The organism is Isoptericola sp. GX10416, from assembly GCF_056590155.1.
In genome coordinates this window covers 190330-214078 of sequence record NZ_JBWPVO010000004.1, presented here as the reverse complement: position 1 = coordinate 214078, position 23749 = coordinate 190330, and the positions used below count along the sequence as shown (strand labels likewise).

At 69.9% G+C, this 23749-nt stretch carries 22 protein-coding genes, 2 tRNA genes and 1 pseudogene; 14 read left to right on the top strand and 11 right to left on the bottom strand.

The genetic code is table 11. The features are described from left to right. The 7 genes and pseudogenes from ACWAT2_RS08745 to rpmH all read right to left on the bottom strand — a co-directional run. Positions 1 to 312: pseudogene (locus ACWAT2_RS08745) on the bottom strand (ParA family protein); the annotation flags it as partial. A 183-nt stretch (positions 313 to 495) separates the two neighbouring features. Continuing rightward, positions 496 to 1131 carry a 16S rRNA (guanine(527)-N(7))-methyltransferase RsmG gene (rsmG, locus tag ACWAT2_RS08740; protein WP_402374903.1) on the bottom strand — a complete coding sequence of 212 codons (636 nt, stop codon included), beginning with the start codon at positions 1129 to 1131 and terminating at the stop codon, positions 496 to 498. 121 nt (positions 1132 to 1252) lie between these two features. Next, positions 1253 to 1786, bottom strand: coding sequence for a Jag family protein (locus ACWAT2_RS08735; protein ID WP_402374901.1), 534 nt, complete (start codon positions 1784 to 1786; stop codon positions 1253 to 1255). Then, positions 1783 to 2724 (bottom strand): membrane protein insertase YidC, encoded by a 942-nt coding sequence (gene yidC / locus ACWAT2_RS08730; protein WP_402374899.1) that lies wholly within the window; start codon positions 2722 to 2724, stop codon positions 1783 to 1785. Before yidC ends, ACWAT2_RS08735 begins: the two co-directional genes overlap by 4 nt. A 54-nt stretch (positions 2725 to 2778) precedes the next feature. Continuing rightward, positions 2779 to 3039: a membrane protein insertion efficiency factor YidD gene (yidD, locus tag ACWAT2_RS08725; protein WP_402374897.1), complete on the bottom strand. Its 261-nt coding sequence runs from the start codon at positions 3037 to 3039 to the stop codon at positions 2779 to 2781. 35 nt (positions 3040 to 3074) lie between these two features. Continuing rightward, positions 3075 to 3431: a ribonuclease P protein component gene (rnpA, locus tag ACWAT2_RS08720; RefSeq protein WP_402374895.1), complete on the bottom strand. Its 357-nt coding sequence runs from the start codon at positions 3429 to 3431 to the stop codon at positions 3075 to 3077. 3 nt (positions 3432 to 3434) lie between these two features. Continuing rightward, a complete protein-coding gene (gene rpmH / locus ACWAT2_RS08715) occupies positions 3435 to 3572 on the bottom strand; it encodes a 50S ribosomal protein L34 (protein ID WP_402375114.1) in 138 nt (45 codons plus the stop codon). A gap of 317 nt (positions 3573 to 3889) precedes the next feature. On the opposite strand from rpmH, the gene dnaA reads away from it, so the two are divergent. From dnaA to ACWAT2_RS08660, 11 genes are all read left to right on the top strand, one after another. Then, positions 3890 to 5326 (top strand): chromosomal replication initiator protein DnaA, encoded by a 1437-nt coding sequence (gene dnaA, locus ACWAT2_RS08710; RefSeq protein ID WP_402374893.1) that lies wholly within the window; start codon positions 3890 to 3892, stop codon positions 5324 to 5326. Between the two features lie 527 nt (positions 5327 to 5853). Beyond that, positions 5854 to 6987, top strand: a complete 1134-nt coding sequence (gene dnaN, locus ACWAT2_RS08705; RefSeq protein WP_402374891.1) for a DNA polymerase III subunit beta — start codon at positions 5854 to 5856, stop codon at positions 6985 to 6987. A 63-nt stretch (positions 6988 to 7050) separates the two neighbouring features. After that, positions 7051 to 7950 (top strand): phosphogluconate dehydrogenase (NAD(+)-dependent, decarboxylating), encoded by a 900-nt coding sequence (gene gnd / locus ACWAT2_RS08700; protein ID WP_402374889.1) that lies wholly within the window; start codon positions 7051 to 7053, stop codon positions 7948 to 7950. 19 nt (positions 7951 to 7969) lie between these two features. Further along, complete coding sequence (recF, locus tag ACWAT2_RS08695; protein WP_402374887.1) at positions 7970 to 9151, top strand: DNA replication/repair protein RecF; 1182 nt, start codon at positions 7970 to 7972, stop codon at positions 9149 to 9151. A 91-nt stretch (positions 9152 to 9242) separates the two neighbouring features. Continuing rightward, positions 9243 to 9740, top strand: coding sequence for a DciA family protein (locus ACWAT2_RS08690; protein ID WP_402375112.1), 498 nt, complete (start codon positions 9243 to 9245; stop codon positions 9738 to 9740). Between the two features lie 315 nt (positions 9741 to 10055). Further along, positions 10056 to 12131 carry a DNA topoisomerase (ATP-hydrolyzing) subunit B gene (gene gyrB / locus ACWAT2_RS08685; protein ID WP_402374885.1) on the top strand — a complete coding sequence of 692 codons (2076 nt, stop codon included), beginning with the start codon at positions 10056 to 10058 and terminating at the stop codon, positions 12129 to 12131. 103 nt (positions 12132 to 12234) lie between these two features. Further along, entirely contained in the window at positions 12235 to 14874 is a 2640-nt protein-coding gene (gyrA, locus tag ACWAT2_RS08680) for a DNA gyrase subunit A (RefSeq protein ID WP_402374883.1), read from the top strand. Further along, positions 14874 to 15899 carry a DUF3566 domain-containing protein gene (locus tag ACWAT2_RS08675; protein ID WP_402374881.1) on the top strand — a complete coding sequence of 342 codons (1026 nt, stop codon included), beginning with the start codon at positions 14874 to 14876 and terminating at the stop codon, positions 15897 to 15899. Before gyrA ends, ACWAT2_RS08675 begins: the two co-directional genes overlap by 1 nt. A gap of 116 nt (positions 15900 to 16015) precedes the next feature. Beyond that, positions 16016 to 16089: transfer RNA gene (locus ACWAT2_RS08670), tRNA-Ile, on the top strand. A 26-nt stretch (positions 16090 to 16115) separates the two neighbouring features. Next, a complete protein-coding gene (locus ACWAT2_RS08665; RefSeq protein WP_402374879.1) occupies positions 16116 to 16235 on the top strand; it encodes a DLW-39 family protein in 120 nt (39 codons plus the stop codon). Positions 16236 to 16243: 8 nt separating this feature from the next. Then, positions 16244 to 16319, top strand: a tRNA-Ala gene (locus ACWAT2_RS08660). 87 nt (positions 16320 to 16406) lie between these two features. On the opposite strand, the gene ACWAT2_RS08655 is transcribed toward ACWAT2_RS08660, so the two are convergent. From ACWAT2_RS08655 to ACWAT2_RS08645, 3 genes are all read right to left on the bottom strand, one after another. Then, positions 16407 to 16910: a hypothetical protein gene (locus tag ACWAT2_RS08655; RefSeq protein WP_402374877.1), complete on the bottom strand. Its 504-nt coding sequence runs from the start codon at positions 16908 to 16910 to the stop codon at positions 16407 to 16409. 183 nt (positions 16911 to 17093) lie between these two features. Further along, complete coding sequence (locus tag ACWAT2_RS08650) at positions 17094 to 19685, bottom strand: rhamnogalacturonan lyase family protein (protein WP_402374875.1); 2592 nt, start codon at positions 19683 to 19685, stop codon at positions 17094 to 17096. A gap of 264 nt (positions 19686 to 19949) precedes the next feature. After that, on the bottom strand, positions 19950 to 20633 hold the full coding sequence (locus ACWAT2_RS08645) for a haloacid dehalogenase type II (RefSeq protein WP_480048800.1): 684 nt from the start codon (positions 20631 to 20633) through the stop codon (positions 19950 to 19952). 84 nt (positions 20634 to 20717) lie between these two features. On the opposite strand from ACWAT2_RS08645, the gene ACWAT2_RS08640 reads away from it, so the two are divergent. Then, entirely contained in the window at positions 20718 to 21239 is a 522-nt protein-coding gene (locus ACWAT2_RS08640) for a CGNR zinc finger domain-containing protein (RefSeq protein ID WP_402375110.1), read from the top strand. Between the two features lie 76 nt (positions 21240 to 21315). Here ACWAT2_RS08640 and ACWAT2_RS08635 read toward each other — a convergent pair whose 3' ends face one another. Next, entirely contained in the window at positions 21316 to 22197 is an 882-nt protein-coding gene (locus tag ACWAT2_RS08635) for a hypothetical protein (RefSeq protein ID WP_402374872.1), read from the bottom strand. A gap of 86 nt (positions 22198 to 22283) precedes the next feature. Here ACWAT2_RS08635 and ACWAT2_RS08630 point away from each other — a divergent pair, with 86 nt between their 5' ends. After that, a complete protein-coding gene (locus ACWAT2_RS08630; RefSeq protein WP_402374870.1) occupies positions 22284 to 22823 on the top strand; it encodes a peptidylprolyl isomerase in 540 nt (179 codons plus the stop codon). Positions 22824 to 22998: 175 nt separating this feature from the next. Then, on the top strand, positions 22999 to 23712 hold the full coding sequence (locus ACWAT2_RS08625) for a rhomboid family intramembrane serine protease (protein ID WP_402374868.1): 714 nt from the start codon (positions 22999 to 23001) through the stop codon (positions 23710 to 23712). Positions 23713 to 23749: the final 37 nt, after the last annotated feature.

Sequence of the window (23749 nt, the reverse complement as noted above, 5' to 3'; positions counted from 1 at the left end):
GACGGTGATGATCCGCGTGCGTTCGGGACGCGGGAACCTCCGTCCGTCCAGCTCGAGCCGGCGTCGCGCATCCAGCGCCAGCTGTGCGGCCAAGGGCGTGTCTTCGTCCACCTCCGGCACGGAGGAGATCAGCGCCTCCCGGTGCAGATCCCCCGCGTGCGAGGCTCCCGCGTGCGGAGCTCCCGGGTGCGAGGTGGATCCACCGCCGATCTCCGGCGAGGGGGATGTTTCACGTGAAACACCGGCGTCGCGCGCGTCAGGGGTGCTCCAGGTACCGTCCTCGGACGAGGCGTCCTGGCGGTCGGCGCTCATGCTCACGGGTCGTTCCTCCACGTCGCGTCGCACGTCGATGCAGTTCCGCGCTCACTCTACGGCCTCGCACCCACGGCCGCGGCGCTGACACCCGCACGTCATACACCTCGCGACGAAGCGCCCGCAGCACGACGACGGCCCGGCATGTTTCACGTGAAACATGCCGGGCCGCGAGCCGTAGCGCTACTTGCGGCGGACGCGGAGGACCGTCGTCGACTCCACGCCGTCGACCGTCCGGCCCTCCAGGATCTCCGGCTCCCCGACGGCGAGCTTGCGCAGGATCTTTCGCGCCGGCTCGATCTCCTGCGCGACATTGCGTCCCTTGAGGACGACCAACTCTCCGCCGGGCCTGACGAGCGGAAGGCTCATCCGTGCGAGCTTCGACAGAGCTGCCACCGCACGAGATGTCACCGCGTCGACCTCCAACGCGCCGTCATACTCCTCCGCGCGGCCTCGCTTGACCTCGACGTTCGTCAGCCCGAGGTCGTCGACGACCTCCTCGAGCCAGGTGGTCCGTCGCTCCATGGGTTCGATCAGGTGCACCGTGGCGTCGGGACGCAGGATCGCGATGACGACGCCGGGCAGCCCGGCGCCGGATCCGATGTCCGCCACAGTGTTCGCCGATGCGAGGAACGGCACGACCGCCGCGGAGTTGAGGACGTGTCGCTCCCACAGGCGATCGACCTCGCGCGGGCCGATCAGCCCGCGAAGCTCGCCTTCGTCCCGTAGCCGGGCGTGGAACCGGGCCACCGCGTCGTAGTGCTCGCCGAAGTAGTCGCGTACCGCCGCGCTCGTCCCGATCGTCTCGTCCGATTCCATGCGCACCATCCTGTCACTCACGTCGGGGTCCAGCATGGCTCGTCCCCTCCTTGGTCAGCATCCTCCAGACACGACGAGGGCCCGCTGTTTCACGTGAAACAGCGGGCCCCGTCGGCGGTCGTCACGCCGTGGTGTCCCCCGCCGGATGGATCACCACGTGCCGCTGCGGCTCGACTCCGGCCGAGTCGCTCACCAAGCCCGCCGCGGCCACGACGTCGTGCACCACCTTGCGCTCGAAGGCGTTCATCGGTTCCAAGGACTCCGTCTCTCCGGACTCCCGCACGCGCGTGATCGCATCGGTCGCGAGCGTCTCGAGCTCGGCGCGCCGCCCCGCGCGGAAACCGCCGACGTCGAGCATCAGTCGGCTCCGCTCCCCCGTGCGCGCCTGCACCGCCAGTCGCGTGAGGTCCTGAAGCGCCTCCAGCACCTCGCCGTTCCTGCCGACCAGCGCGTCGAGAGACCGGGGGGATTCCTCGGAGACCACCTCGACCGCGGCACGCTCATGGTGGATGTCGAGGTCGATGTCACCGTCCAGGTCGGCGATGTCGAGCAGCTCCTCGAGGTAGTCTGCGGCGACCTCACCCTCCTCCTCGAGCCGTGCCACCAGCGTCTTGCCGTTCTCGGGCGTCGCGTCGCTCGTCATGGCTGACCTCATCTCTTCTTCTTCTTGCGGTTCTTCCGCACCGGCTGCTCACGCTGGCCGACAGGCTTCGGCGGCTCGATCTCGGTGGGCTCCTCGGCGACGATGCCCTTCTTGGCAGCCTTCGCGGCCTGCTTCTCCTTGAGCTGGCGCTCCGCCTCGGAGCCCGGCGCCGGCATACGCTTGATCGTGTAGAACTGCTGCCCCATCGACCAGAGGTTCGTCGTGGTCCAGTAGATCAGGACACCGACAGGGAAGTTCACGCCCGAGATCAGGAAGATCACCGGCAGCGCGTAGAGCATCATCTTCTGCGTGTTCGCCATCGGCCCCTCGAGCGCGGCCTTCGGCATGTTCTTCATCGTGAGCTGGCGCTGCGTGAAGAACGTCGTGGCACTCATCGCGACGATGAGGACCAGGATGACGATCCGGGCACCCCAGTCGTCCGTCTGCAGGAAGATGTCTGAGAGCTGCGCGCCGAAGAGCGAGGAGTGCTCGATGTCGGCGGCGACCGACTGGTCGATCGGCCCGATCGCCGAGTCGGCACCGGTCGAGATGTCGCCCAGGTTGTAGAGCAGCCGGAACAGGGCGAAGAAGATCGGCGACTGCAGGAGGATCGGCATGCACGAGGCCATCGGGTTGGTGCCGTGCTTGCGGTACAGCTCCATCGTCTCGCGGCCCATGGCCTCGCGCGACGACGGGTCCTTCTTGTTCTTGTACTTCTTCTGGATCGCCTGGAGCTCCGGCTGCATCATCTGCATACCGCGCGAGGCCTTGATCTGCTTGAAGAACAGCGGGATCAGCAGGATACGGATGGCGATCACCAGTGCGACGATCGACAGCACCCAGGCGAAGCCCGGACCGTCCTGGAAGCCCAGCAGGGTGAAGAACTGATGGGACCCGTACATGATCCAGGCCACGACCCACTGGATGGGGTACAGGATGGTATCGATCATCCCGAAATGTCTCCTCTGTCGGAAGCTGAGTCCGGGTGGCGCGACCCCGGGAGGTCAGTGCGTGTGGGCGCCGCGGTGCTCGTGCTGACGAGCCGGCGGCACGTCGTCGACGCCGCCGAGGCTCCACGGGTTGCACCGCAGGATCCGCCAGAGCGCGAGTCCGGTCCCCCGCAGCGGTCCGTGCGTACGGACTGCGACCAGCGCGTACTGCGAGCAGGACGGGTAGTACTTGCAGGTCGGACCGGTCATCGGCGACACGACGGCCTGGTAGACGCGGATCGCCCCGACGAGCACTGCCGTCGGGACGGCGCGCATCAGCTCTCGGCTGCGTCCGAGAACCGAGCCGGCCATCAGCCCGGCCCCGCGAACCGGGCGAGCGCCTTGTGCATGCCGCGGGAGACGTCGCGGGCGAGGCGGGAGTAGTCCGCCGCAGCGGACGCCGGCAGCGCGCGCAGGACCACGAGGGCGTCCGCGGGCAGCTCGGCGAGATGGGCGGCTGCGATGCCTCGCAGGCGCCGCTTCACCAGGTTCCGGTGCACGGCGTTCCCGACCGCCTTGGAGACCACCAGGCCCACCAAAGGGCCGTCCACCTGCCCCGGTGCCCGGGTCAGGTGGACGACGACGGTCGAGCGCCCTGCGCGCGCGCCACCGCGCACCGCTCGTTCGAAGTCGAAAGAGCGGCGCATGCGACGCGCCGCAGGGAGCACGGCTCAGGCAGCGAGGTCGGCGCGGCCCTTGCGACGGCGGTTCGCCAGGATGGCGCGGCCGGCGCGGGTGCGCATGCGCAGCCGGAAACCGTGGGTCTTCGCACGACGGCGGTTGTTCGGCTGGAAGGTCCGCTTGCTCACGAGGTACTCCAAGAAAACGTCGGGGAGGCACACCGTCAGGTCCTCGACGATGTCGGTCAGGTTGCAGGTCGGTGTCCGCACGGGCAGTGTGTCGACCGGGCCGACCCGAGGCCGCTCGCCCGAAGGAGGGCGCGCGAAAGTACCTGGAACGGCTGTCCGACGTTACGCCGTCGGAGCCTCTCCGGTCAACCGGGCCCAGCGTGACGACGACGACACGACCACTGCCGGTCCGCCGTCGTCCACACCGATGTCCACAGGTTCCACAGGGTGTGGAAAACTATGTGGACACTGTCACCCGACCGCCCGGAGGAACCCCCGTGCCCCAGCCCGACGCCGACATCACCGAGGTCTGGTCACAGACCCTGGCGACCCTCGAGGCGCGGTCGGACATGACCCAGCGGCAGCTCGCCTTCATCAAGCTCGCGAAGCCGATGGCGATCCTGGAGGACACGGTCTTCATCGCCGTCCCGCACGAGCAGACGCGCAACTACCTCGAGACGAGCGTGCGCGACCAGCTCGTCTCGGCGATGTCCTCGACGCTCGGGCGCGACATCCGCTTCGGGATCACCGTCGACCCGGAGCTCAGCCACGAGGCGCTGGCCGGGCCCACGCAGGACTACAGCCCGCCCTCCGAGGAGCCCGAGCACGACATCTCCGCCCCCGAGCGGACCTCGGTGCCCCGCACCGCGCCGCCGGCGCGCAAGGAGGCAGCGGAGCCCACGCGGCTGAACCCGAAGTACATCTTCGAGACGTTCGTCATCGGCTCCTCCAACCGGTTCGCGCACGCGGCCGCCGTGGCGGTGGCCGAGGCGCCGGCCAAGGCCTACAACCCCCTCTTCATCTACGGCGACTCCGGGCTGGGCAAGACCCACCTCCTGCACGCGATCGGTCACTACGCCCACAACCTCTACCCGCACGTGCGGGTGCGGTACGTGAACTCCGAGGAGTTCACCAACGACTTCATCAACAGCATCGGCGAGGGACGCACCGGCGCGTTCCAGCGGCGCTACCGCGACGTCGACGTCCTGCTCATCGACGACATCCAGTTCCTGCAGGGCAAGGAACAGACGATGGAGGAGTTCTTCCACACCTTCAACGCGCTGCACAACGCGGACAAGCAGGTGGTCATCACCTCCGACGTCCCGCCCAAGCAGCTCGACGGGTTCGAGGACCGCCTGCGCTCCCGGTTCGAGTGGGGTCTCATCACGGACGTCCAGCCGCCCGACCTCGAGACCCGTATCGCCATCCTGCGCAAGAAGGCCGCGAGCGAGCGGCTCGACGTGCCGGCAGAGGTCCTGAGCTACATCGGCTCGCGCATCTCGACGAACATCCGCGAGCTCGAGGGAGCGCTCATCCGGGTGACGGCGTTCGCCAACCTGAACAAGCAGCAGGTGGACCTCGCCCTGACCGAGATCGTCCTCAAGGACCTCATTACCGACGACGACCAGGCCACCGAGATCACCCCGGCCATGGTCATCGCCCAGACCGCCGCGTACTTCGGTCTCACGATCGACGACCTCTGCGGCACGTCCCGGTCCAGGGTGCTCGTGACCGCCCGGCAGATCGCCATGTACCTGTGCCGCGAGCTGACAGACCTCTCCCTGCCCAAGATCGGCCAGCAGTTCGGCGGCCGCGACCATACGACGGTCATGCACGCGAACAAGAAGATCGCCGGGCAGATGGCCGAGCGCCGGTCGACGTACAACCAGGTCACGGAGCTGACGAGCCGCATCAAGCAACAGCATCGCGGCTGATCCACAATTCCACAGCCCTGTGGAGAACCTCGTGTTCACAGGGTTTCCCACAGAAGCGTGCCCGAGAACATGCGATTTCAGCCGGGCTGTCCCCATCCTGTGGACCGCATCGGTGGACAACTCCCCCGATTCCGGTCTCAGCCCGGTGCACACCTGTGGACAAATCTGTGGATGCCTGTGGAACACGCCGCAGAACCGGTGGACGAACGCACCCTCATCGGTGGACGCCTGTGGGTACAGAAACCACCGTCCACAGGGGCACCCTGTTGCCCACAGGTTCGCCCCCAACCTTCTCCACAGCCTCGCAAGCCCTCTGACCTGGGAAGACGGCGGTTTTCCCCATCATCCACAACCCCTACGACGACGATGAACGTGTTTATCCCAGGAGAGATCCACACGCCTTCGAAGCGCTGGACGGCAGTGACGGCACGCCCTTCCTCCCGGGCCTCGGCACGGTAGGGTTTGCACGGACGACGGCGCTGCTGCCAGGCATGTCGTCGCACCGCACGAGCACACTGAGGAGTGGGATGAAGTTCCGGGTTGAACGTGACGTCCTGGCCGAGGCCGTGACCTGGACGGCCCGTACGCTCCCCACGCGGCCGCCGGCCCCGGTCCTGGCGGGTGTCCGCCTCGAGGCCGACGCCGCGGGGACCATCGGCCTGGCGAGCTTCGACTACGAGGTCTCGGCCCGCTCCGAGATCCCCGCCGAGGTCTCCGAGCCGGGCACGGTGCTCGTCTCCGGCCGCCTCCTCGCCGAGATCTCCCGTGCCCTGCCCAGCAAGCCGGTGGACGTCACGGTCGAGGGCAACAAGGTGGCGCTGACCTGTGGCGCCTCCCGGTTCACGCTGCTCACCATGCCCGTCGAGGACTACCCGGCCCTGCCGGCGATGCCCGAGCTCACCGGCACGGTGCCCGGCGACTCGCTGACGCACGCCGTCGCGCAGGTCAGCGTGGCAGCGAGCCGGGACGACACGCTCCCGCTCCTCACCGGTGTCCGGATGGAGATCGAGGGCGAACGGATCACGTTGCTCGCGACCGACCGGTACCGTCTCGCGCTGCGTGAGCTGACGTGGACGCCCGCCACGCCGGGCTACTCGGCCGTCGCGCTGGTGCGCGCCCGCACCCTCAACGACGTCGCGAAGTCGCTCGGCGCGGGCGGTGGCCAGGTCAACATCGGCCTCTCCACCGGCGAGGGGATCGATCTCATCGGCTTCGAGGCCGGCGGCCGGCACACGACGTCCCAGCTGGTCGACGGCGACTACCCGGCCGTGCGGCGGCTGTTCCCGGACGCCACGCCGATCCACGCCGTCGTCCCCACCCAGGCACTCATCGACGCTGCCAAGCGCGTCGCGCTCGTGGCCGAGCGCAACACCCCGATCCGCCTCGCGTTCTCCGAGGGCCAGGTCGTGCTCGACGCCGGCCAGGGCGACGACGCGCAGGCGTCCGAGGCCCTCGAGGCGGTCCTCGTCGGTGAGGACATCCAGGTCGCCTTCAACCCGCAGTTCCTGCTGGACGGTCTGGGCGCGCTCGGCACGGACTTCGTCCGGCTGTCGTTCACGCACCCCAACAAGCCGGTGGAGTTCACCGGCCAGGAGTCCCTGGACGGCGAGGACTCGTCCGCCTACCGCTACCTGTTGGTCCCGATCCGCTTCTCGTCCTGAGTCAGGGCGGGTTCTCCTCGAGGCCCGTACGCTCGCAGCACGCCTATCCGGGAGGTTCTCCACATGGTCACCCACATGGGACTGGTCGGTCTGGGCAAGATGGGCAACAACATGCGCGAGCGTCTGCGCCGCGCGGGTATCGAGGTCACGGGCTACGACCCGCGTCCCGAGGTGTCCGACGTCGCGTCGCTCGCGGCGCTCGTCGCCGCGCTGCCCGGGCCGCGACGCGTGGTGTGGGTGATGGTCCCGGCCGGTGAACCGACGCGCGGCGTGGTCCAGGAGCTCGGAACCCTGCTGGGCGACGGCGACATCGTCATCGAGGGCGGCAACTCCCACTACCCGGAGGACCAGGCGCGTGCGGCCGAGCTCGCGGAGCGCGGCATCGGGTACGTCGACGTGGGCGTCTCCGGTGGCATCTGGGGTCTGGAGAACGGCTACGGCCTGATGTGCGGTGGACCCGACGACCAGGTCGCGTACCTCATGCCGATCTTCGACGCGCTGCGGCCCGAGGGTCCGCGCGAGGAGGGCTTCGTGCACGCCGGCAACGTGGGGGCGGGACACTTCGCCAAGATGGTGCACAACGGCATCGAGTACGGGCTGATGCAGGCCTATGCCGAGGGCTACGAGCTGCTGTCCGCGAAGAAGGACGTCGTCACCGACGTCCACGGCACGATGCGCGCGTGGAAGCGCGGCACGGTGGTGCGTTCGTGGCTGCTCGACCTCATGGTCAAGGCCCTCGAGGAGGACCCGGAGCTCACAGCGATCGACGACTGGGTCGCGGACTCGGGCGAGGGCCGCTGGACGGTGGACGAGGCGATCGACAACGCCGTCCCGCTCCCCGTCATCTCGGCCGCGCTGTTCTCCCGGTTCTCCTCGCGCCAGGACGACTCCCCGGCGATGAAGGCCGTCGCCGCGCTGCGCCAGCAGTTCGGCGGACACGCCACGAAGCCCTCGGCCGAGTAGTCCGCGCGACACTGGGGTCATGTACGTCTCGCACCTCTCCCTGCTCGACTTCCGGTCCTACGAGGCAGCCGACGTCGAGCTCGAGCCGGGCCCCAACGCGTTCGTGGGCCGCAACGGCCGCGGCAAGACGAATCTCGTGGAGGCTCTGGGGTACGTCGCGACGCTCGGCAGCCACCGGGTCGCGAACGACACCCCGCTGATCCGTGCCGGCGCCCAGCGTGCGGTGGTCCGGACCCGCGTCGTCCGGGGCGAGCGAGCGTCGACGGTCGAGCTGGAGATCACCGCGGGCAAGGCGAACCGGGCTCGCGTGAACCGCGGCCAGCTCGGCCGCGCGCGCGACGTCCTCGGGATCCTGCGCACCGTCCTGTTCGCCCCGGAGGACCTGGGTCTCGTCAAGGGCGACCCGGACGGCCGGCGCCGCTTCCTGGACCAGCTCGTCGTGCAGCTCCTCCCCCGTGCCGCCGGCGTGCTGGCCGACTACGAGCGCGTGGTCCGTCAGCGGTCGGCGCTGCTGAAGTCGCTGCGCGGTCACCGGGCCGCCGGGCGCGACCCGGACCTGTCGGCGCTGGAGGTCTGGGACGCCCGCGCGGCCCAGCTCGGTGGGCAGGTGCTGGCGTGGCGCACCGCGCTCGTGCGCTCCCTGCAGCCGCTCGTGGCGACGGCGTACGAGCAGGTCAGCGACGCGGACAGCGAGGCGCAGATCCGGTACCGCTCGGCGGTGCTGCCCGACGGACCGTCGGACGCGGTGGCGCCGGAGGAGCTCGAGAAGCTGTTGGCCGCCGCCGTCGAGGAGCAGCGGGCGCAGGAGATCGAGCGGGGCCAGAGCCTCGTCGGGCCGCACCGGGACGATCTCGTGCTCTCCCTCGGCGATCTTCCTGCGAAGGGCTACGCGAGCCACGGGGAGTCGTGGTCGTTCGCGCTGGCTCTGCGCCTCGCGGCGTTCCGGCTGCTGGGCGGCGGGTCGGAGCCGATCGAGACCGAGGGAGTCTTCTGGGACCCGGACCACGGCTCGGACGCGGACCCGGTGCTGATCCTCGACGACGTCTTCGCCGAGCTGGACGTCCGCCGTCGCGAGCGGCTCGCGGAGCTCGTGGTCCCGGCGCGGCAGGTGCTGGTGACGGCCGCGGTGCCGCAGGACGTCCCGGAGGCTCTCCTGGGTGCCCGCTTCGAGGTCACGCCGGGGCAGGTACGTCGTGTCTGAGCAGGGGGCCGACGGCGGTCCCGCGGACCCGCTCGGCTCCCCGGACGAGCGGCGCGAGCGTGACCCGCGTCCCGTCGTCGAACGCACCGAGCTGACCCCGCGGTCCGAGGTGGCCCGCGAGGCGCTGAACCGCGCCAAGGCGGCCGCGCGGGCCAAGGGTCTGCGCCCGGGGAGCCCGTCGCGCCGGTCGGCCCTGGCGGAGCCGCGCAAGGATCCCGGCAAGGGGCCGAACGCCCGCGACCCGCGGCTGGTCTCGGACGTGGTGGCAAGGCTGCTGCGGGACAAGGGCTGGCACGAGGAGGTCTCGGTCGGTGGGGTGATCGGCCGGTGGCGCGAGGTGGTCGGGGACCAGGTCGCGGACCACTGCACGCCGGAGACGTTCGAGGACAAGGTCCTGGTGGTGCGGGCGGACTCCACGGCGTGGGCGACGCAGGTGCGGCTGCTCGTGCCGACGCTGATGCGGCGGCTCGACGAGGAGGTCGGCGAGGGCGTCGTGGAGCGGGTCTCGGTGCTCGGTCCGGCGGGGCCGAGCTTCCGTCGTGGACGCCGGTCGGTGCGCGGTCCCGGGCCGGGTGACACCTTCGGCTGACCGGGCTGGTGGTCGATGTGGAGAAACCTGTGGACAACGTGTGGGAGAGCACACGCTCGGCGGCCCGGTGGCCGCGATTTCCCGCGGATCTCCGGTAGACTCGGTAGGTGTCCCCGGGTGTCGATCCGGGTCCGTGGAGAACCGTGCGACCGGCCCGATCGGGCCGGTCGACGACTGCTCGGGCCTCGATGGTCCCCCGGTGGCGCACGGCACCGACCCGCAGCCGGCACACCCGTGCCCGTCCCTGTGCTGCGGCCCGGACCTCGGTCCGGGACACCCCGTCGCGTGCCTGGACGACGAGGAGTGCTACAGCCTGTGGCTCAGCGATCCGACAACAGCTACGACGCCGGGAACATCACCGTCCTCGAGGGCCTCGAGGCAGTCCGCAAGCGACCCGGCATGTACATCGGGTCCACCGGCGCGCGAGGTCTCCACCATCTCGTGTACGAGGTCGTGGACAACTCGGTCGACGAGGCTCTCGCCGGCCACGCGGACACCATCGACGTCACGCTCCTGGCGGACGGCGGGGTGCGCGTCGTCGACAACGGCCGTGGCATCCCCGTGGCGATGCACCCCACCGAGGGCCGGCCGACGATCGAGGTCGTCATGACGATCCTGCACGCGGGCGGAAAGTTCGGGGGCGGCGGCTACGCCGTCTCCGGCGGTCTGCACGGCGTGGGCATCTCGGTCGTCAACGCCCTCTCGTCGCGGGTGGTCACCGAGGTGCGCCGTGACGGCTACGCCTGGCGCCAGGAGTTCGCCGACGGCGGCGCTCCGGTCGGTGAGCTGCAGCGGCTCGAGGCCACGCAGGAGACGGGCACGACGCAGACGTTCTGGGCCGACGACACCATCTTCGAGACGACGGACTTCGACTTCGAGACGCTCCGGTCGCGGTTCCAGCAGTACGCGTTCCTCAACAAGGGCCTGCGGATCACGCTGACGGACGAGCGGACCGAGCACGTCTCCGGCCCGGACGAGATCACCGGCGCGCCCGACGCCGTCGAGGGCGTCGCCGATGATGACGACGCTGCGGCTGCCGCGTCCCCGGACGACGAGGTGCACGACGCCGAGTCCGAGGACGGCGCGGTGCGGACCGTCACGTACAAGTACGACGACGGCCTGATCGACTACGTCAAGCACATCAACGCGGCGAAGCGGTCGGAGATCATCCACCCGGAGATCATCGACATCGAGTCGGAGGACACGACGGCGAAGATCTCGCTCGAGATCGCGCTGCAGTGGACCAGCGCGTACAGCGAGTCGGTGCACACGTTCGCCAACACGATCTCGACGACGGAGGGCGGCACCCACGAGGAGGGCTTCCGTGCGGCACTGACCGGCCTGGTCAACTCGTACGCCCGGGACAAGGCGATCCTCAAGGAGAAGGAGGAGAACCTCACGGGTGACGACATCCGCGAGGGGCTCACGGCGGTGCTGAGCGTCAAGCTGGGCGAGCCGCAGTTCGAGGGGCAGACGAAGACCAAGCTCGGCAACACCGAGGCGAAGACGTTCGTCCAGCGCGTCGTGCGCGAGAAGCTGGTCGACTGGTTCGACGCCCACCCGAACGAGGCGCGGGACATCATCCGCAAGGCGATCTCGGCGTCGCAGGCGCGCATCGCGGCCCGGAAGGCACGCGAGGCGACCCGACGCAAGGGGATCCTCAGCTCGGGCGGGATGCCCGGCAAGCTGAAGGACTGCCAGTCGAACCGCCCCGAAGAGTGCGAGATCTACATCGTCGAGGGCGACTCCGCCGGCGGTTCGGCGGTGCGTGGCCGTGACCCGCACAACCAGGCGATCCTGCCGCTGCGCGGCAAGATCCTCAACGTGGAGCGGGCGCGCCTGGACAAGGCGCTGTCCAACGCCGAGGTCCAGGCCCTGATCACGGCGTTCGGCACCGGCATCGGCGAGGACTTCGACATCGCGAAGCTGCGGTATCACAAGATCGTGCTCATGGCCGACGCGGACGTCGACGGCCAGCACATCTGCACGCTGCTGCTGACGCTGCTGTTCCGGTACATGCGACCGCTCATCGAGCAGGGGCACGTGTACCTGGCGCAACCGCCGCTGTACAGGCTCAAGTGGACGAACGCCCCGCACGACTACGTCTACTCCGACCGGGAGCGCGACGCGTTCCTCCAGGAGGGCATCGCCAAGGGCAAGCGGATCCCCAAGGAGAACGGGATCCAGCGCTACAAGGGTCTCGGTGAGATGGACTACACGGAGCTCTGGGACACCACGATGGACCCGGAGCACCGTACGTTGATGCAGGTCACCATCGATGACGCGGCCGCGGCTGACGAGATCTTCTCGGTGCTGATGGGTGAGGACGTCGAGTCTCGGCGCAGCTTCATCCAGCGCAACGCCAAGGACGTCCGGTTCCTCGACATCTGACCGGAGCTGCGCGTACGCCACAAGGTTGCGCAGTTGTACAGAACTTCAGCACTGATCGAGGCAGGACCCGCGCCCTGGCGGCGCAGGAAGAAACGGAGACACGGTGACGGACGAGACACCCGGCCCCGAGACGGACGGCCCCACGGGGGCACCGGCAGGCGACGACGTCGCGCTCGCCGCGATCCAGCACGGCCGCGTCGAGCAGGTCGACCTGCAGCTGGAGATGCAGCGGTCGTACCTGGACTACGCGATGAGCGTCATCGTCGGGCGCGCGCTGCCCGACGTGCGTGACGGCCTCAAGCCGGTGCACCGCCGGGTGCTCTACGCCATGTACGACGGCGGCTACCGTCCCGACCGCGCCTTCTCGAAGTGCTCCCGCGTCGTCGGCGACGTCATGGGCAAGTTCCACCCGCACGGCGACACGGCGATCTACGACACGCTGGTCCGCCTCGTCCAGGACTGGGTGCTGCGGTACCCGCTGGTCGCAGGGCAGGGGAACTTCGGCTCCCCCGGTAACGACCCGGCCGCGGCCCCGCGATACACCGAGTGCCGGATGGCGCCCTTGGCGCTCGAGATGGTCCGGGACATCGACAAGGACACCGTCGACTTCCAGGACAACTACGACGGCCGCACGCGGGAGCCGGTCGTCCTGCCGTCCCGCATCCCGAACCTGCTGGTCAACGGGTCGGCCGGCATCGCCGTGGGCATGGCCACCAACATCCCGCCGCACAACCTGCGCGAGGTGGCCGACGGCGTCCGGTGGCACCTGGCCAACCCGGACGCCTCCAAGGAGGAGCTCCTCGCCGCCCTGATGCAGCGCATCAAGGGGCCGGACTTCCCCTCGGGCGCGCAGATCCTCGGCACCAAGGGCATCGAGGACGCCTACCGGACGGGTCGCGGCTCGATCACCATGCGCGCCGTGGTGGACGTCGAGGAGATCCAGAACCGGATCTGTCTCGTCATCACCGAGCTGCCGTACATGGTGAACCCGGACAACCTCGCCACCAAGATCGCCGACCTCGTCAACGACGGGAAGATCGCCGGCATCGCGGACATCCGCGACGAGACCTCGGGCCGCACCGGCCAGCGGCTCGTCATCGTCCTCAAGCGGGACGCCGTCGCGAAGGTCGTGCTGAACAACCTCTACAAGCACACCCAGCTGCAGGACAACTTCAGCGCAAACATGCTCGCGCTCGTCGACGAGGTGCCCCGCACGCTCAGCCTCGACGCCTTCGTCCGGCACTGGACGCAGCACCAGATCGAGGTCGTGCGGCGCCGCACGGCCTACCTGTTGCGCGAAGCGCAGGACAAGATCCACATCTACGAGGGCTACCTGCGGGCGCTGGACGCGCTCGACGAGGTCATCGCGCTGATCCGCCGCTCCCCCGACGCCGACGAGGCCCGCTCGGGCCTGATGGGCCTCCTGGGGATCGACGAGACGCAGGCGAACGCCATCCTCGCGCTGCAGCTCCGCCGTCTGGCCGCCCTGGAGCGCCAGCAGATCCTCGACGAGCACGCCAAGCTCAAGGCAGAGATCCTCGAGTACGAGGACATCCTCGCCAAGCCCGCACGGCAGCGGGAGATCGTCGCGACCGAGCTCGACGAGGTCACCGAGAAGTGGGGCGACGAGCGTCGGACCACGATCCTGCCGTACGACGGCGACATGTCGATCGAGGACCTCATCCCCGAGGAGGACGTGGTCGTCACGATCACGCGCGGCGGGTACGCCAAGCGGACCCGGACCGACTCCTACCGCGCCCAGCGGCGCGGCGGGAAGGGCGTGCGCGGTGCCACGCTGCGCGAGGACGACATCGTCGACCACTTCTTCGTCACGACGACGCACCACTGGCTGCTGTTCTTCACCGACGCCGGCCGGGTCTACCGGGTCAAGGGCTACGAGCTGCCCGAGCAGGCGCGTGACGCCAAGGGCCAGCACGTCGCGAACCTGCTCGCCATGCAGCCGGACGAGAAGATCGCCCAGGTGCTCGCCGTCCGGGACTACGACGCCGCGGACTACCTGGTGCTCGCCACACGCCGCGGACTCGTCAAGAAGACCCGGCTCGGCGACTACGACTCCCCGCGCAGCGGCGGCCTCATCGCCATCAACCTGCGCCAGGACGACGAGGGCATACCGGACGAGCTGGTGGCGGCGCGCCTGGTCAACATGGACGACGAGCTCATCCTCGTCTCGCGCAAGGGACAGTCGATCCGGTTCCCCGCCGACGACGACACGCTCCGCCCGATGGGGCGCGCGACGTCCGGCGTGACCGGGATGAAGTTCCGCGAGGGCGACGAGCTGCTCAACGCGGACGTCGTCACGCCGGGCACCGACCTGTTCGTGGTCACGGAGGGCGGGTTCGCCAAGCGCACCCGGATCGACGACTACCGGCTGCAGGGTCGCAACGGCTACGGCATCAAGGTGGCCAACCTCGTCGAGGCGCGGGGCGACCTGGTGGGCGCTCTGGTGACGGACGCGGACACCGAGGTCCTGGTGATCATGGAACGTGGCAAGATCGTCCGGTCTCGGGTGGACGAGGTGAACCTGACGGGTCGTACGACCCAGGGGGTCACGTTCGCCAAGCCGGACAAGAAGGACCGGATCATCGCGGTCGCCCGGAACGTCGAGCGTCGCGAGGACGAGGTGTCGGTTAGCGTGGAGGAGCAGGCCGCTGACGGCGGCCCGGCCGGGGCCGCGGAGGCGACCACGCCCGAGCAGGACGAGACCGGGGACGGGAACATCTGATGGCCAGCGACAAGAACGCGGGGCAGGCAGGGACGAAGACGGCGGACGCTGCGGAGTCGACGCAGCAGATGGCGCCCGTCCCGGCAGCGCCGACCACGTCGGGCAAGGACCGTGTCTCGGCGCCGGAGAAGGGCGGCTCGTCCGCCGTCCCGGCGGCGGAGCCGGAGCCGACCGACAAGCCGGCGAACGATGCGCCGTCGACCCCGGAGCCGCCGGCCTCCCAGCCTGCGACGGACCAGACGCCGGGCGGAGGCCCGTCGACCGAGCAGGCTCCGACGGCGGCCGCCGCGCCACCGCCCGCCGCTCCGGCAGCTCCGGAACCGGCGAACGGCTCCTCGGTGAAGGACGGCGCCGTCAAGGCGGCGGCCGCTGCCCTCGCGGCGGCGCGCACCGCAGCCAAGAAGGTGCAGTCGGCGGCCTCCTCAAGCACCGGCGCCGAGCCGCCGGATGCGGCGTCGGCAGGGACCCAGAGCGCTCCCCCGCCGCCGCCCTCTGCGGGAGCGACGCAGAGCGCGCCGCGGCCCGAGATGCACTACTCCGTGGGCGGGGTGCACGGCGCGGCCCAGACCGAGGCCTCGCCGTCGGCCGCCGGTGGCCAGTACGGTGCGGCAGCGGGAGCCCAGCCCGTGCCCGCGTCGGCCGCCACCCCGAGCGAAGGTCTCGGTAGCCCGCGCCGCGTCCGGCTCGCCGTGTCGCGCATCGACCCCTGGTCGATCATGAAGCTCGCGTTCCTGCTGTCGGTGGCGATCGGCATCATGATCGTCGTGGCCACCGCCGTGGTCTGGTACTCGCTGAACTCCCTCGGGACGTTCGCGACGATCCAGGATTTCCTCATCGAGACGATGGGGCCACAGACGATCAACATCACGCAGGTCGTCGAGTTCGAACGGATGATCTCGCTCTCGACGCTGATCGCGCTGGTCAACATGGTGCTGTTCACGGCGATCGCCACCATCATGGCGATCCTGTACAACATCACGGCAGCGCTCGTCGGCGGCGTCCACCTCACCCTCACCGACGACTGACGAGGGGCGGCCCGGCGCGATGGACGTCACACCACGGGGAACCTCCCGCGGTTTGGGGCCGGAGCGCCGGGTACGGTAACGTTCCGTGCTGCACGCGTTCTTCGAACACGTGCGGAGGGGCTATAGCTCAGACGGTTAGAGCGCTTCCCTGATAAGGAAGAGGTCGGAGGTTCAAGTCCTCCTAGCCCCACTCCCTGGCAGACGCGGAGGTCCAGCATGAAGAAGCTGTTCATCGTCCTGCTCGCCGCAGCGGCGGGGTACCTCGTCTGGCGCCGCGTCTCGGCCGATGCGGCCGACCGTGACCTCTGGACCGAGGTCACCGACTCTCTCGACTGAATCCCCCGGGGGCCATGGCGCAATTGGTAGCGCACCTGCTTTGCAAGCAGGGGGTTGGGGGTTCGAGTCCCCCTGGCTCCACCACACCTGACCAGGGCCGACACGTTCGGCCCTGGTCTTTTTTGTGCGTCGAGGGTGCTGATCCTCACCGGGTGATGGTCCCGACGCAGGTCAGCTCTGACGCAGGGCTGACAGGACGATGCCCACCGGCACGCTCACCCCGAGGATCGCGAGGAGCAGCCGGTAGATCGCCAGGTGCCAGGAGTGCGTGCGCGGATGGCGGACCGCTGCCAGGAACAGCGCGAGCGCAAGGAGCAGCAGGGCACCACCAGCGACCACCACGGCCACCGAGCTGATCAGGGTGCCGAGAAGAACTGCGGTGTTGGCGGCGTTGTAGACGACGAGCTGCCAGGCACGGCGTCTTCCGGAGGGAGGGACCGCGGCGAGCAGCGCCTGCCCCACACCGAGGCCGACCTGGGAGACGCCGGCGACCAGCACCAGGTACGCCGCCACCCAGGAGCCGTGGGTGAATCCGGTCGGTCCGGTGGCCGCAGCGACGAGCCCACCCGCGATCACGGCGATGACGCCGACGAGCGCGAAGCCGCTCATCGCGTGCCATCGCACGTCAGAGATCCGGCCCGGCATCTCACCCCCGCCGACAGGCGGCCTGTTCATGCTGATTCCTCTCGTCGGTCAGCGCGCGGGACAGGGCGCCGTGGTCGCCGGGCTCCGCCCCACCCAGCGATGATCTCATCGCGGCGGCGCGCCGGTCTCGGCCACGTTCACACCCGCAGGCGCACGTGACGAAGGCCGCTGGCCCTCGGGTCAGCGGCCTTCGTCGCGGTGTGCGGTGTCCTGCTACGGGGTGCGCACGTCGGGCCAGGGGTAGCTGCTGACCTCGCTCCCGATGTGGAAGCTGGGGTGCGGCGGCTGGTTGTAGGCCGTGTTCTGCCACGCGATCGCGACCCGGTACTGCGGGTCGTGCATGAGCGTGGCGATTCTCAGGTCCGTCGCGTAGGGCGTGGAGTAGATGCGGAGCGCCGAGGAGTCGCTCGTCCGCCAGATGACCTCCTCGCGCCAGTCACCGAGCACGTCCCCCGAGAGAGCGGGATTCGACTTGGTGCCGTTGTTCGTTCCCACGCCGGACGCGGTGAGCAGGCGACCGTCGTCGTAGTCGTCGACGTGGGTGCCGTCGAGCAGCTCGCGTTCCCCGTCGTCGTCCCACCACGCCAAGAAGTTCGCCGAGCTCGGCTTGGAGCCGACGGTGTCCCCCGAGGCGTTGCGCAGCCCCGAGACGTTCGACGACCAGAACTCGGCGCCAGGGTTGCTGGTGGTGACGTTGGCGGCCACGCCGCGGCCGTTGTCACCGTCGGGGCTGGTCTGGAACAGGACGGTGCCGTCCGAGCCGAGCAGGCTGGAGGACGGGGCGCTCCCGCTCTCGTGCGGCATGTACACCTCCTGCCCCGGACGGCCGGGCACGAAGTCGGAGACGTGGAGCGCGTCGCCGTGGCCCATGCGGGAGTTCCACAGCGGGTCGCCGTCCGAGCCGATCGCCATCGCGCCGTAGACGACGTCCTGGCGGCCGTCGCCGTCGAGGTCGGCGATGGAGAGGCTGTGGGCGCCCTGGCCGCGGTACTGGGAGCCGCGGTCGTCGGAGTCGAAGATCCACCGCGTGGACAGGTTCTGCCCGTCGAAGTCGACGGCCCAGATGACCGAGCGGGTGTAGTAGCCCCGCGCGAAGACCATGGAGGGGGTCGCACCGTCGAGATAGGCGGTCCCGGCCAGGAACCGGTCGACGCGGTTCCCGTAGTCGTCGCCCCAGCTCCCCACGTTCCCACGCGGTGGCTGATAGTCGACGGTGTCGATCGCCGCACCGGTGCGGCCGTCGAAGATGGTCAGGAACTCGGGTCCGGACAGGACGTACCCGCCGGAGTTCCGGTGGTCGGCGCTCGCGCTGCCGATCACGGTCCCCTGACCGTCCCGCGTGCCGTCGGCGGTCTTCATCGCGATCTCGGCGTCGCCGTCGCCGTCGTAGTCGAAGACCTGGAACTGCGTGTAGTGGGCGCCGGAGCGGATGTTGCGGCCCAGGTCGATCCGCCAGAGGCGGCTCCCGTCCAGGGTGTAGGCGTCGATGATCGTGTTGTCGGTGTGCCCGGACTGGGAGTTGTCCTTCGCGTTGTCGGGGTACCACTTGACGACGTACTCGTAGTCTCCGTCGCCGTCCAGGTCGCCGACGCTGGTGTCGTTCGCGGAGTAGTTGCCTCCCGGACGGTCGATCGGGATGTCGAGGTAGCCGCCCGAGGTGAATCGGGCCTCGGTGCCGGACGGCGAAGCCTCGGTCCCGCCGGTCACCGCCGCGACCGAGTACGTCGAGCTCGAGGAGCCACCGGTGTCCCGGTAGTTCGTGGCGCCCGTGATCGGTGAGGAGTTGAGCTTCTGTCCGTCGCGATAGACGTTGAAGGCCACGTCCTGGTCGTCGGTGCCCAGCAGGCGCCAGCTCACGAGGTTGCCGCCGTCCGCCGGCCGGACGCTCACGCCCCGCGTCAGGGCCTCGACCTCGTAGGTGCCGTCGCCGCCGCCCGGTTCCTCGGAACCGCCGGTCGTGACGTCCAGGTAGTCGATGTTCGCCAGACCGTCCCCACCGGTGGCCTGCAGGCGGACGGTGTTGACCCCGGACTCGAGCTCGGCGGTGACGGTCTGGGTCGACCAGCTCGTCCAGGCTCCGGTGGCGTAGAACTGCGCGGTCCGCACGGCGACGCCGTTGACGAGGAACTCGCCGGGCCTGCTGCTCGAGCCACCGTTGGCGTAGCCGACGTCAAGGGTCATGGTGCCCGCGGCCTCGGCGTCGACCGAGAACTCGATGCCGGCACCGACGGCGTTGTCCGTGTTGCAGAATCCGGCGCCCGAGTGGCCGGCGTGGTTGGAGTCGATCGTGCCCTCGCAGACGGCCGGGCCGTCCTCGGCCTCGAGGCGGCTCTGCGTCGGCGCGGCGGCGACGTCGGACTCGACGTAGTCGATGTTCGCCAGGCCGCCTCCGCTGGTCGCGGCCAGGCGGATCGTGGTGGAGCCGGCGGTGACAGGGGCGGTGACCGTGCTGGTGGCCCAGGAGTCCCACGCTCCCGTCGGGCCCAGCGGGACGGTGCCGACAGCGGTGCCGCCGACGACGACGTCGGCCGGTCGGTCGGTCGTCCCACCGTTGGCGTACCGGATGCCGACGGTGGCGGTGCCGTCGCTCTCGGCCTCGATCGTGAGGTCGAGCGTGGCGCCGACAGCGTTCTCCGTGTTGCAGAATCCGGTGCCAGAGTGGCCGGCGTGGTTGGAGTCGATCGTGCCGTCGCAGACGGCGGGGGCCGTCTCGGCCTCGTAGCGTGTCGGATCCGCGTGAGCGGTGTTCAGGGCGCCGACGCCCGTGGCGGCGACGGCGAGTCCGGAGACTGCGGCCACGAGCATGGCCCTGGTTCTTCTTTGCCTGGACATTCTTCACTCCTTCGTGAGATGGCACGGCCATGCCGGGCACGGCCGATGGTCTGGCGCGTCGCGGCGATGGCAGGGGGGTCGCACCGTCGCGACGTCCAACCGGCTTGAACCGATACATCCGGTGAGGACCGAGACTAGGGTAAGCGGTTCCCTGCCGTCACCGGCGGGGCCGCGCTTAAACGGTTCATCGGCGTACCGGGCGCGACGCCGCGCCCTACGGACGCGAACGCCCGAAGCTCACAGCGCGGCCACCAGCTGGGCGAGGCTGCCGACCTGCGCATCGAGGACGTCGTCAGGCCGGGGCGGGTCGCCACCCGGTCGGTGGACATACGCGGTGTGCATCCCCGCGGCCTGTGCTCCACGGAGGTCCCACGTGTGCGCCGCCACCATGACGGAGTCCTCAGGGCGGCCGCCCGCGACCTCGACCGCCCGCGCGTAGAGGCGCGGATCCGGCTTGTAGGCGCGAACGTCGTCGCTGGACACGGCGTGATGCCAGCGCAGGCCCGCGTACCGACGCAGAGAATCGAGGTCTGCCGCGCCGGCGTTGGACAGCGCGACGACCGTGACGCGGTGGGCGAGGCGGGTCAGGGCATCGACGGTGTCCGTCCAGGCCGGGAGCCGGCGGCGGGCGGTAGCCAGGCGGTGCACCGCCCGCGGGTCGGCGATCCCGGCCCGCGACGCCACGAGCGCGGCCGCCTCGGCATCCAGAGCACTGGCGTCGATGTAGCTCCGCCGACCTTCGACGACGCGCTGCTGCTGGTCCGTGACGTGCTCCTGCCACGTCGTGGCCAGCCGGGCGACGAACGCCCCGTCCGCCCTCGGCGCGGCGAACGAGATCTCGGCGTGCAGGCCGGTGCGTTCGTCAACCAGGGTGCCGAGCACGTCGACGACCACTGTCCGCCTCCGGTCGAGACCACGCACCGCGTCTTCCCTTCGTCACTGGTTCAGATACTGACGACCTTGCCATCGCCGTGCGTCACTGGTCAAGATGATGACGTGGAGATCATGTTCGTCAGCGGAAACCCCGCACTCGACCTCACCGGTACCGTGCTCCGGCGGCACGACGACCCGGTCGACCTCTTGATGACCCCGGCTGACCTGGTGCGGTGGACGGCACGGTGCGACGAGGTGCCGACCGTCGACGTCGACGCCGACGCGTTCACCGACGCCCTGTCGCTGCGTGAGGCCGTCTACCGGCTCGCGCAGGACCACTGCCACGACCGGCCGTTCGATCGCCGGAGCCTCGACGTCGTGAACACGGTCGCGGCCGGGCCGACGCCGTCGATCACCCTCGACGACGAGGGCGTGCACCGCGCGGGCGACGTCCGCGCGGTGCTGTCGTTCATCGCGCGCCGCGGGATGGTCGTGCTCGCGGACCGCTCCGCCCGGATCAAGGAGTGCGGGCGGGAGGGTTGCACCCGCCTCTACCTGGACCGGTCCCGCGGGGCACGGAGGACATGGTGCGGCATGGCCGCGTGCGGCAACCGCGTCAACGCCGCGGCGTACCGGGCGCGACGACGTTCCTGACCCCGTCGACAACACGAGCCCCCGTCCTGATCAGGACGGGGGCTCGTGTCGTTCCGGCGACGCGACGTCGCGCGGACTACTTCTTGTCGTCGTCCGTCTTGTCGACGGCCTCGTCGGCTGCTTCCACAGCCTCGTCGGCCTTCTTCTGGGCGGCGTCGGTGGCCTTCTTGGCGCCGGCTGCGGCGTCGTCCACCGCATCCTTGGTCGTGCTCGCCGCCGACTTGCGGGTCCGGGAGGTCCGGGAAGCCGACTTCTCCTTCGCCTCCTCCTTGGCCTCCGAAGCCCTGCTCGAGAGCTTCTCGGTGGCCTCCTTGCCCTTGGCGACGGCCGCACCGGCGGCCTCGCCCACCGCCTCGGCCGCGTCACCGACGACGTGGCGCGCGTCGCGCGCGACGCCGTCGAAGTCGGGTGCGGTGGACTGTTCCCAGGGCTCGGCCCACGGGTCGTTCTGCGGCTGTGCACGGCGGTAGAACGCGTAGCCCGCGGCGGCGGCACCACCGAGCACCACCGTCCACACGAACGTCTTGCGACGACGCGACCTGCGTTGGGCCTTGCGCGCCGACCTCTCGGCCGCCTTCGCGGCCTTCTTGGCAACCTTGGCCGCCTCCTCGGTCGTCATCGCCGCCCGGCTGGCAGCGTCGTTGAACACGTCGACGAGCTTGGGCAGGTACTCGTCCACGATCTTGTCGTGAGCACTGTCGACGAGCGGGCCGGTCCTGCCGGCGGCCTGCTCGACACGCGGCGCGGCGGCCTGAACACTCTCGTTCCACGCCTGCTCGACGCGTGGCCGGAGCCACTCGACGAACGAGTCCACACGTGGGGAGGCCCATTGTCTGGCCTGGCCCGCGGCGTCCTTGGCGCTGTCCGCGGCACGGGATCCCGCGCCGACGAGCGCGGCCGTGACCTCCGCGGCGGAGTCCTTGACCTTGGCGGAGTCGATCTTCGGGGTCTGCACCATGCGACCACTGTGCCACTCGTCGCGTCGGGTCGCACCGCTACACGCCCGGTGGCGTTCATCGGGGTCACCGGTGCGATGATGGAGCAATGTTCGCAACTCTCCACACCTCTGCCGGTGACATCCGCCTCGAGCTCTTCCCGAACCACGCGCCGAAGACGGTCGCGAACTTCGTCGGCCTGGCCCAGGGCACGAAGGTCTGGACCGACCCGCGCACGGGCGCCGAGCGCACCGACCCGCTCTACGACGGCGTGATCTTCCACCGGGTCATCGACAACTTCATGATCCAGGGCGGCGACCCGCTGGGCACCGGCACGGGCGACCCGGGCTACACCTTCGAGGACGAGATCCACCCCGAGCTCTCCTTCGACCAGAAGTACCTCCTCGCGATGGCGAACGCCGGCAAGCGCCGCAACCCCGTCACCGGCGAGGTCGAGGGCACCAACGGCTCGCAGTTCTTCATCACCACGACGGTCACCTCGTGGCTGAACGGCAAGCACACGATCTTCGGCAAGGTCGCGGACGACGAGTCGCGCGCCGTCGTCGACGCCATCGGTGCGACCAAGGTGCGCCCCGGTGACCGTCCGGTCGAGGACATCGTCATCGAGCACGTCACGATCGAGGACTGAGGGCCCCACCATCAGCACCCCGCAGCAGCCGCCGGACGGGCGGCCGGGCGAGGCACCGCCGGTCTGCCCGCGGCACCCTGACAGGGTCGCGTACGTGCGGTGTCAGCGCTGCGGCCGACCGACCTGCCCGGAGTGCCAACGCCCCGCCCCCGTGGGGGTCCAGTGCGTCGACTGCGTGGCGCAGACGGCGAAGGCCGCCCGGGGCACCAGGACGGTCTTCGGCGGAGCGGTCCGCGGCGGGCGTCCCGTCGTGACCCTGACGATCATGGGGCTGTGCGTCATGAGCTGGATCCTGCAGCTCACGACGGGTGGCGCCTGGACGCAGCAGTGGGCGTTCTCCGCCTCGATCGGCGAGGTGGAACCGTGGCGCTTCCTCACAGCCGCGTTCCTGCACTCCACGAGCCCGCTGCACATCCTGTTCAACATGTACGCGCTGTGGCTCGTGGGACCGTTCCTCGAGCAGGCCTTCGGGCGCGGCCGGTACCTCGCGCTCTACGTGCTCGCGGCCGTGGGCGGCTCGGTGGGCGTGCTCCTGCTGGCCGACCCGCTGGGCGCGAGCTGGTACACCGCGGCGGTCGGGGCGTCGGGGGCCGTCTTCGGTCTGTTCGGCGCGATCATCCCGGTGCTGCGTCGCATGAGACGCGACGCCGGTCAGATCGTGGTCCTCATCGCGATCAACATGGCGCTGCCGTTGTTCGTGGACAACATCGCCTGGGAGGCACACGTCGGCGGGCTCGTCGTCGGGCTCGCTGTCGGTGCCGGCTACGCCGCTGCGCCGAGGGAACGGCAGAAGCTCGTGGGCTGGGTGCTCCCGGCCGCGGTCGGCGTCGTCCTCGTCGCCCTCACGGTGTGGAAGTACTCGGCCGTCGCGTCCCTGCCGATGCTCTGACGGCAGGGACCGTACGAGTTATCCCCAGAGATATGCA

What these genes read in the sequence shown, in the direction of transcription:
- rsmG (WP_402374903.1), bottom strand. Translation starts at nt 1,131, where the DNA reads ATGGAATCGGACGAGACGATCGGGACGAGCGCGGCGGTACGCGACTAC.
- dnaN (WP_402374891.1), top strand. Translation starts at nt 5,854, where the DNA reads ATGAAGTTCCGGGTTGAACGTGACGTCCTGGCCGAGGCCGTGACCTGG.
- gnd (WP_402374889.1), top strand. Translation starts at nt 7,051, where the DNA reads ATGGTCACCCACATGGGACTGGTCGGTCTGGGCAAGATGGGCAACAAC.
- ACWAT2_RS08675 (WP_402374881.1), top strand. Translation starts at nt 14,874, where the DNA reads ATGGCCAGCGACAAGAACGCGGGGCAGGCAGGGACGAAGACGGCGGAC.
- ACWAT2_RS08635 (WP_402374872.1), bottom strand. Translation starts at nt 22,197, where the DNA reads ATGGTGCAGACCCCGAAGATCGACTCCGCCAAGGTCAAGGACTCCGCC.
- yidC (WP_402374899.1), bottom strand. Translation starts at nt 2,724, where the DNA reads ATGATCGATACCATCCTGTACCCCATCCAGTGGGTCGTGGCCTGGATC.
- ACWAT2_RS08665 (WP_402374879.1), top strand. Translation starts at nt 16,116, where the DNA reads ATGAAGAAGCTGTTCATCGTCCTGCTCGCCGCAGCGGCGGGGTACCTC.
- yidD (WP_402374897.1), bottom strand. Translation starts at nt 3,039, where the DNA reads ATGCGCGCCGTCCCGACGGCAGTGCTCGTCGGGGCGATCCGCGTCTAC.
- ACWAT2_RS08735 (WP_402374901.1), bottom strand. Translation starts at nt 1,786, where the DNA reads ATGAGGTCAGCCATGACGAGCGACGCGACGCCCGAGAACGGCAAGACG.
- ACWAT2_RS08630 (WP_402374870.1), top strand. Translation starts at nt 22,284, where the DNA reads ATGTTCGCAACTCTCCACACCTCTGCCGGTGACATCCGCCTCGAGCTC.
- ACWAT2_RS08650 (WP_402374875.1), bottom strand. Translation starts at nt 19,685, where the DNA reads ATGCTCGTGGCCGCAGTCTCCGGACTCGCCGTCGCCGCCACGGGCGTC.
- ACWAT2_RS08655 (WP_402374877.1), bottom strand. Translation starts at nt 16,910, where the DNA reads ATGAACAGGCCGCCTGTCGGCGGGGGTGAGATGCCGGGCCGGATCTCT.
- recF (WP_402374887.1), top strand. Translation starts at nt 7,970, where the DNA reads ATGTACGTCTCGCACCTCTCCCTGCTCGACTTCCGGTCCTACGAGGCA.
- ACWAT2_RS08640 (WP_402375110.1), top strand. Translation starts at nt 20,718, where the DNA reads ATGTTCGTCAGCGGAAACCCCGCACTCGACCTCACCGGTACCGTGCTC.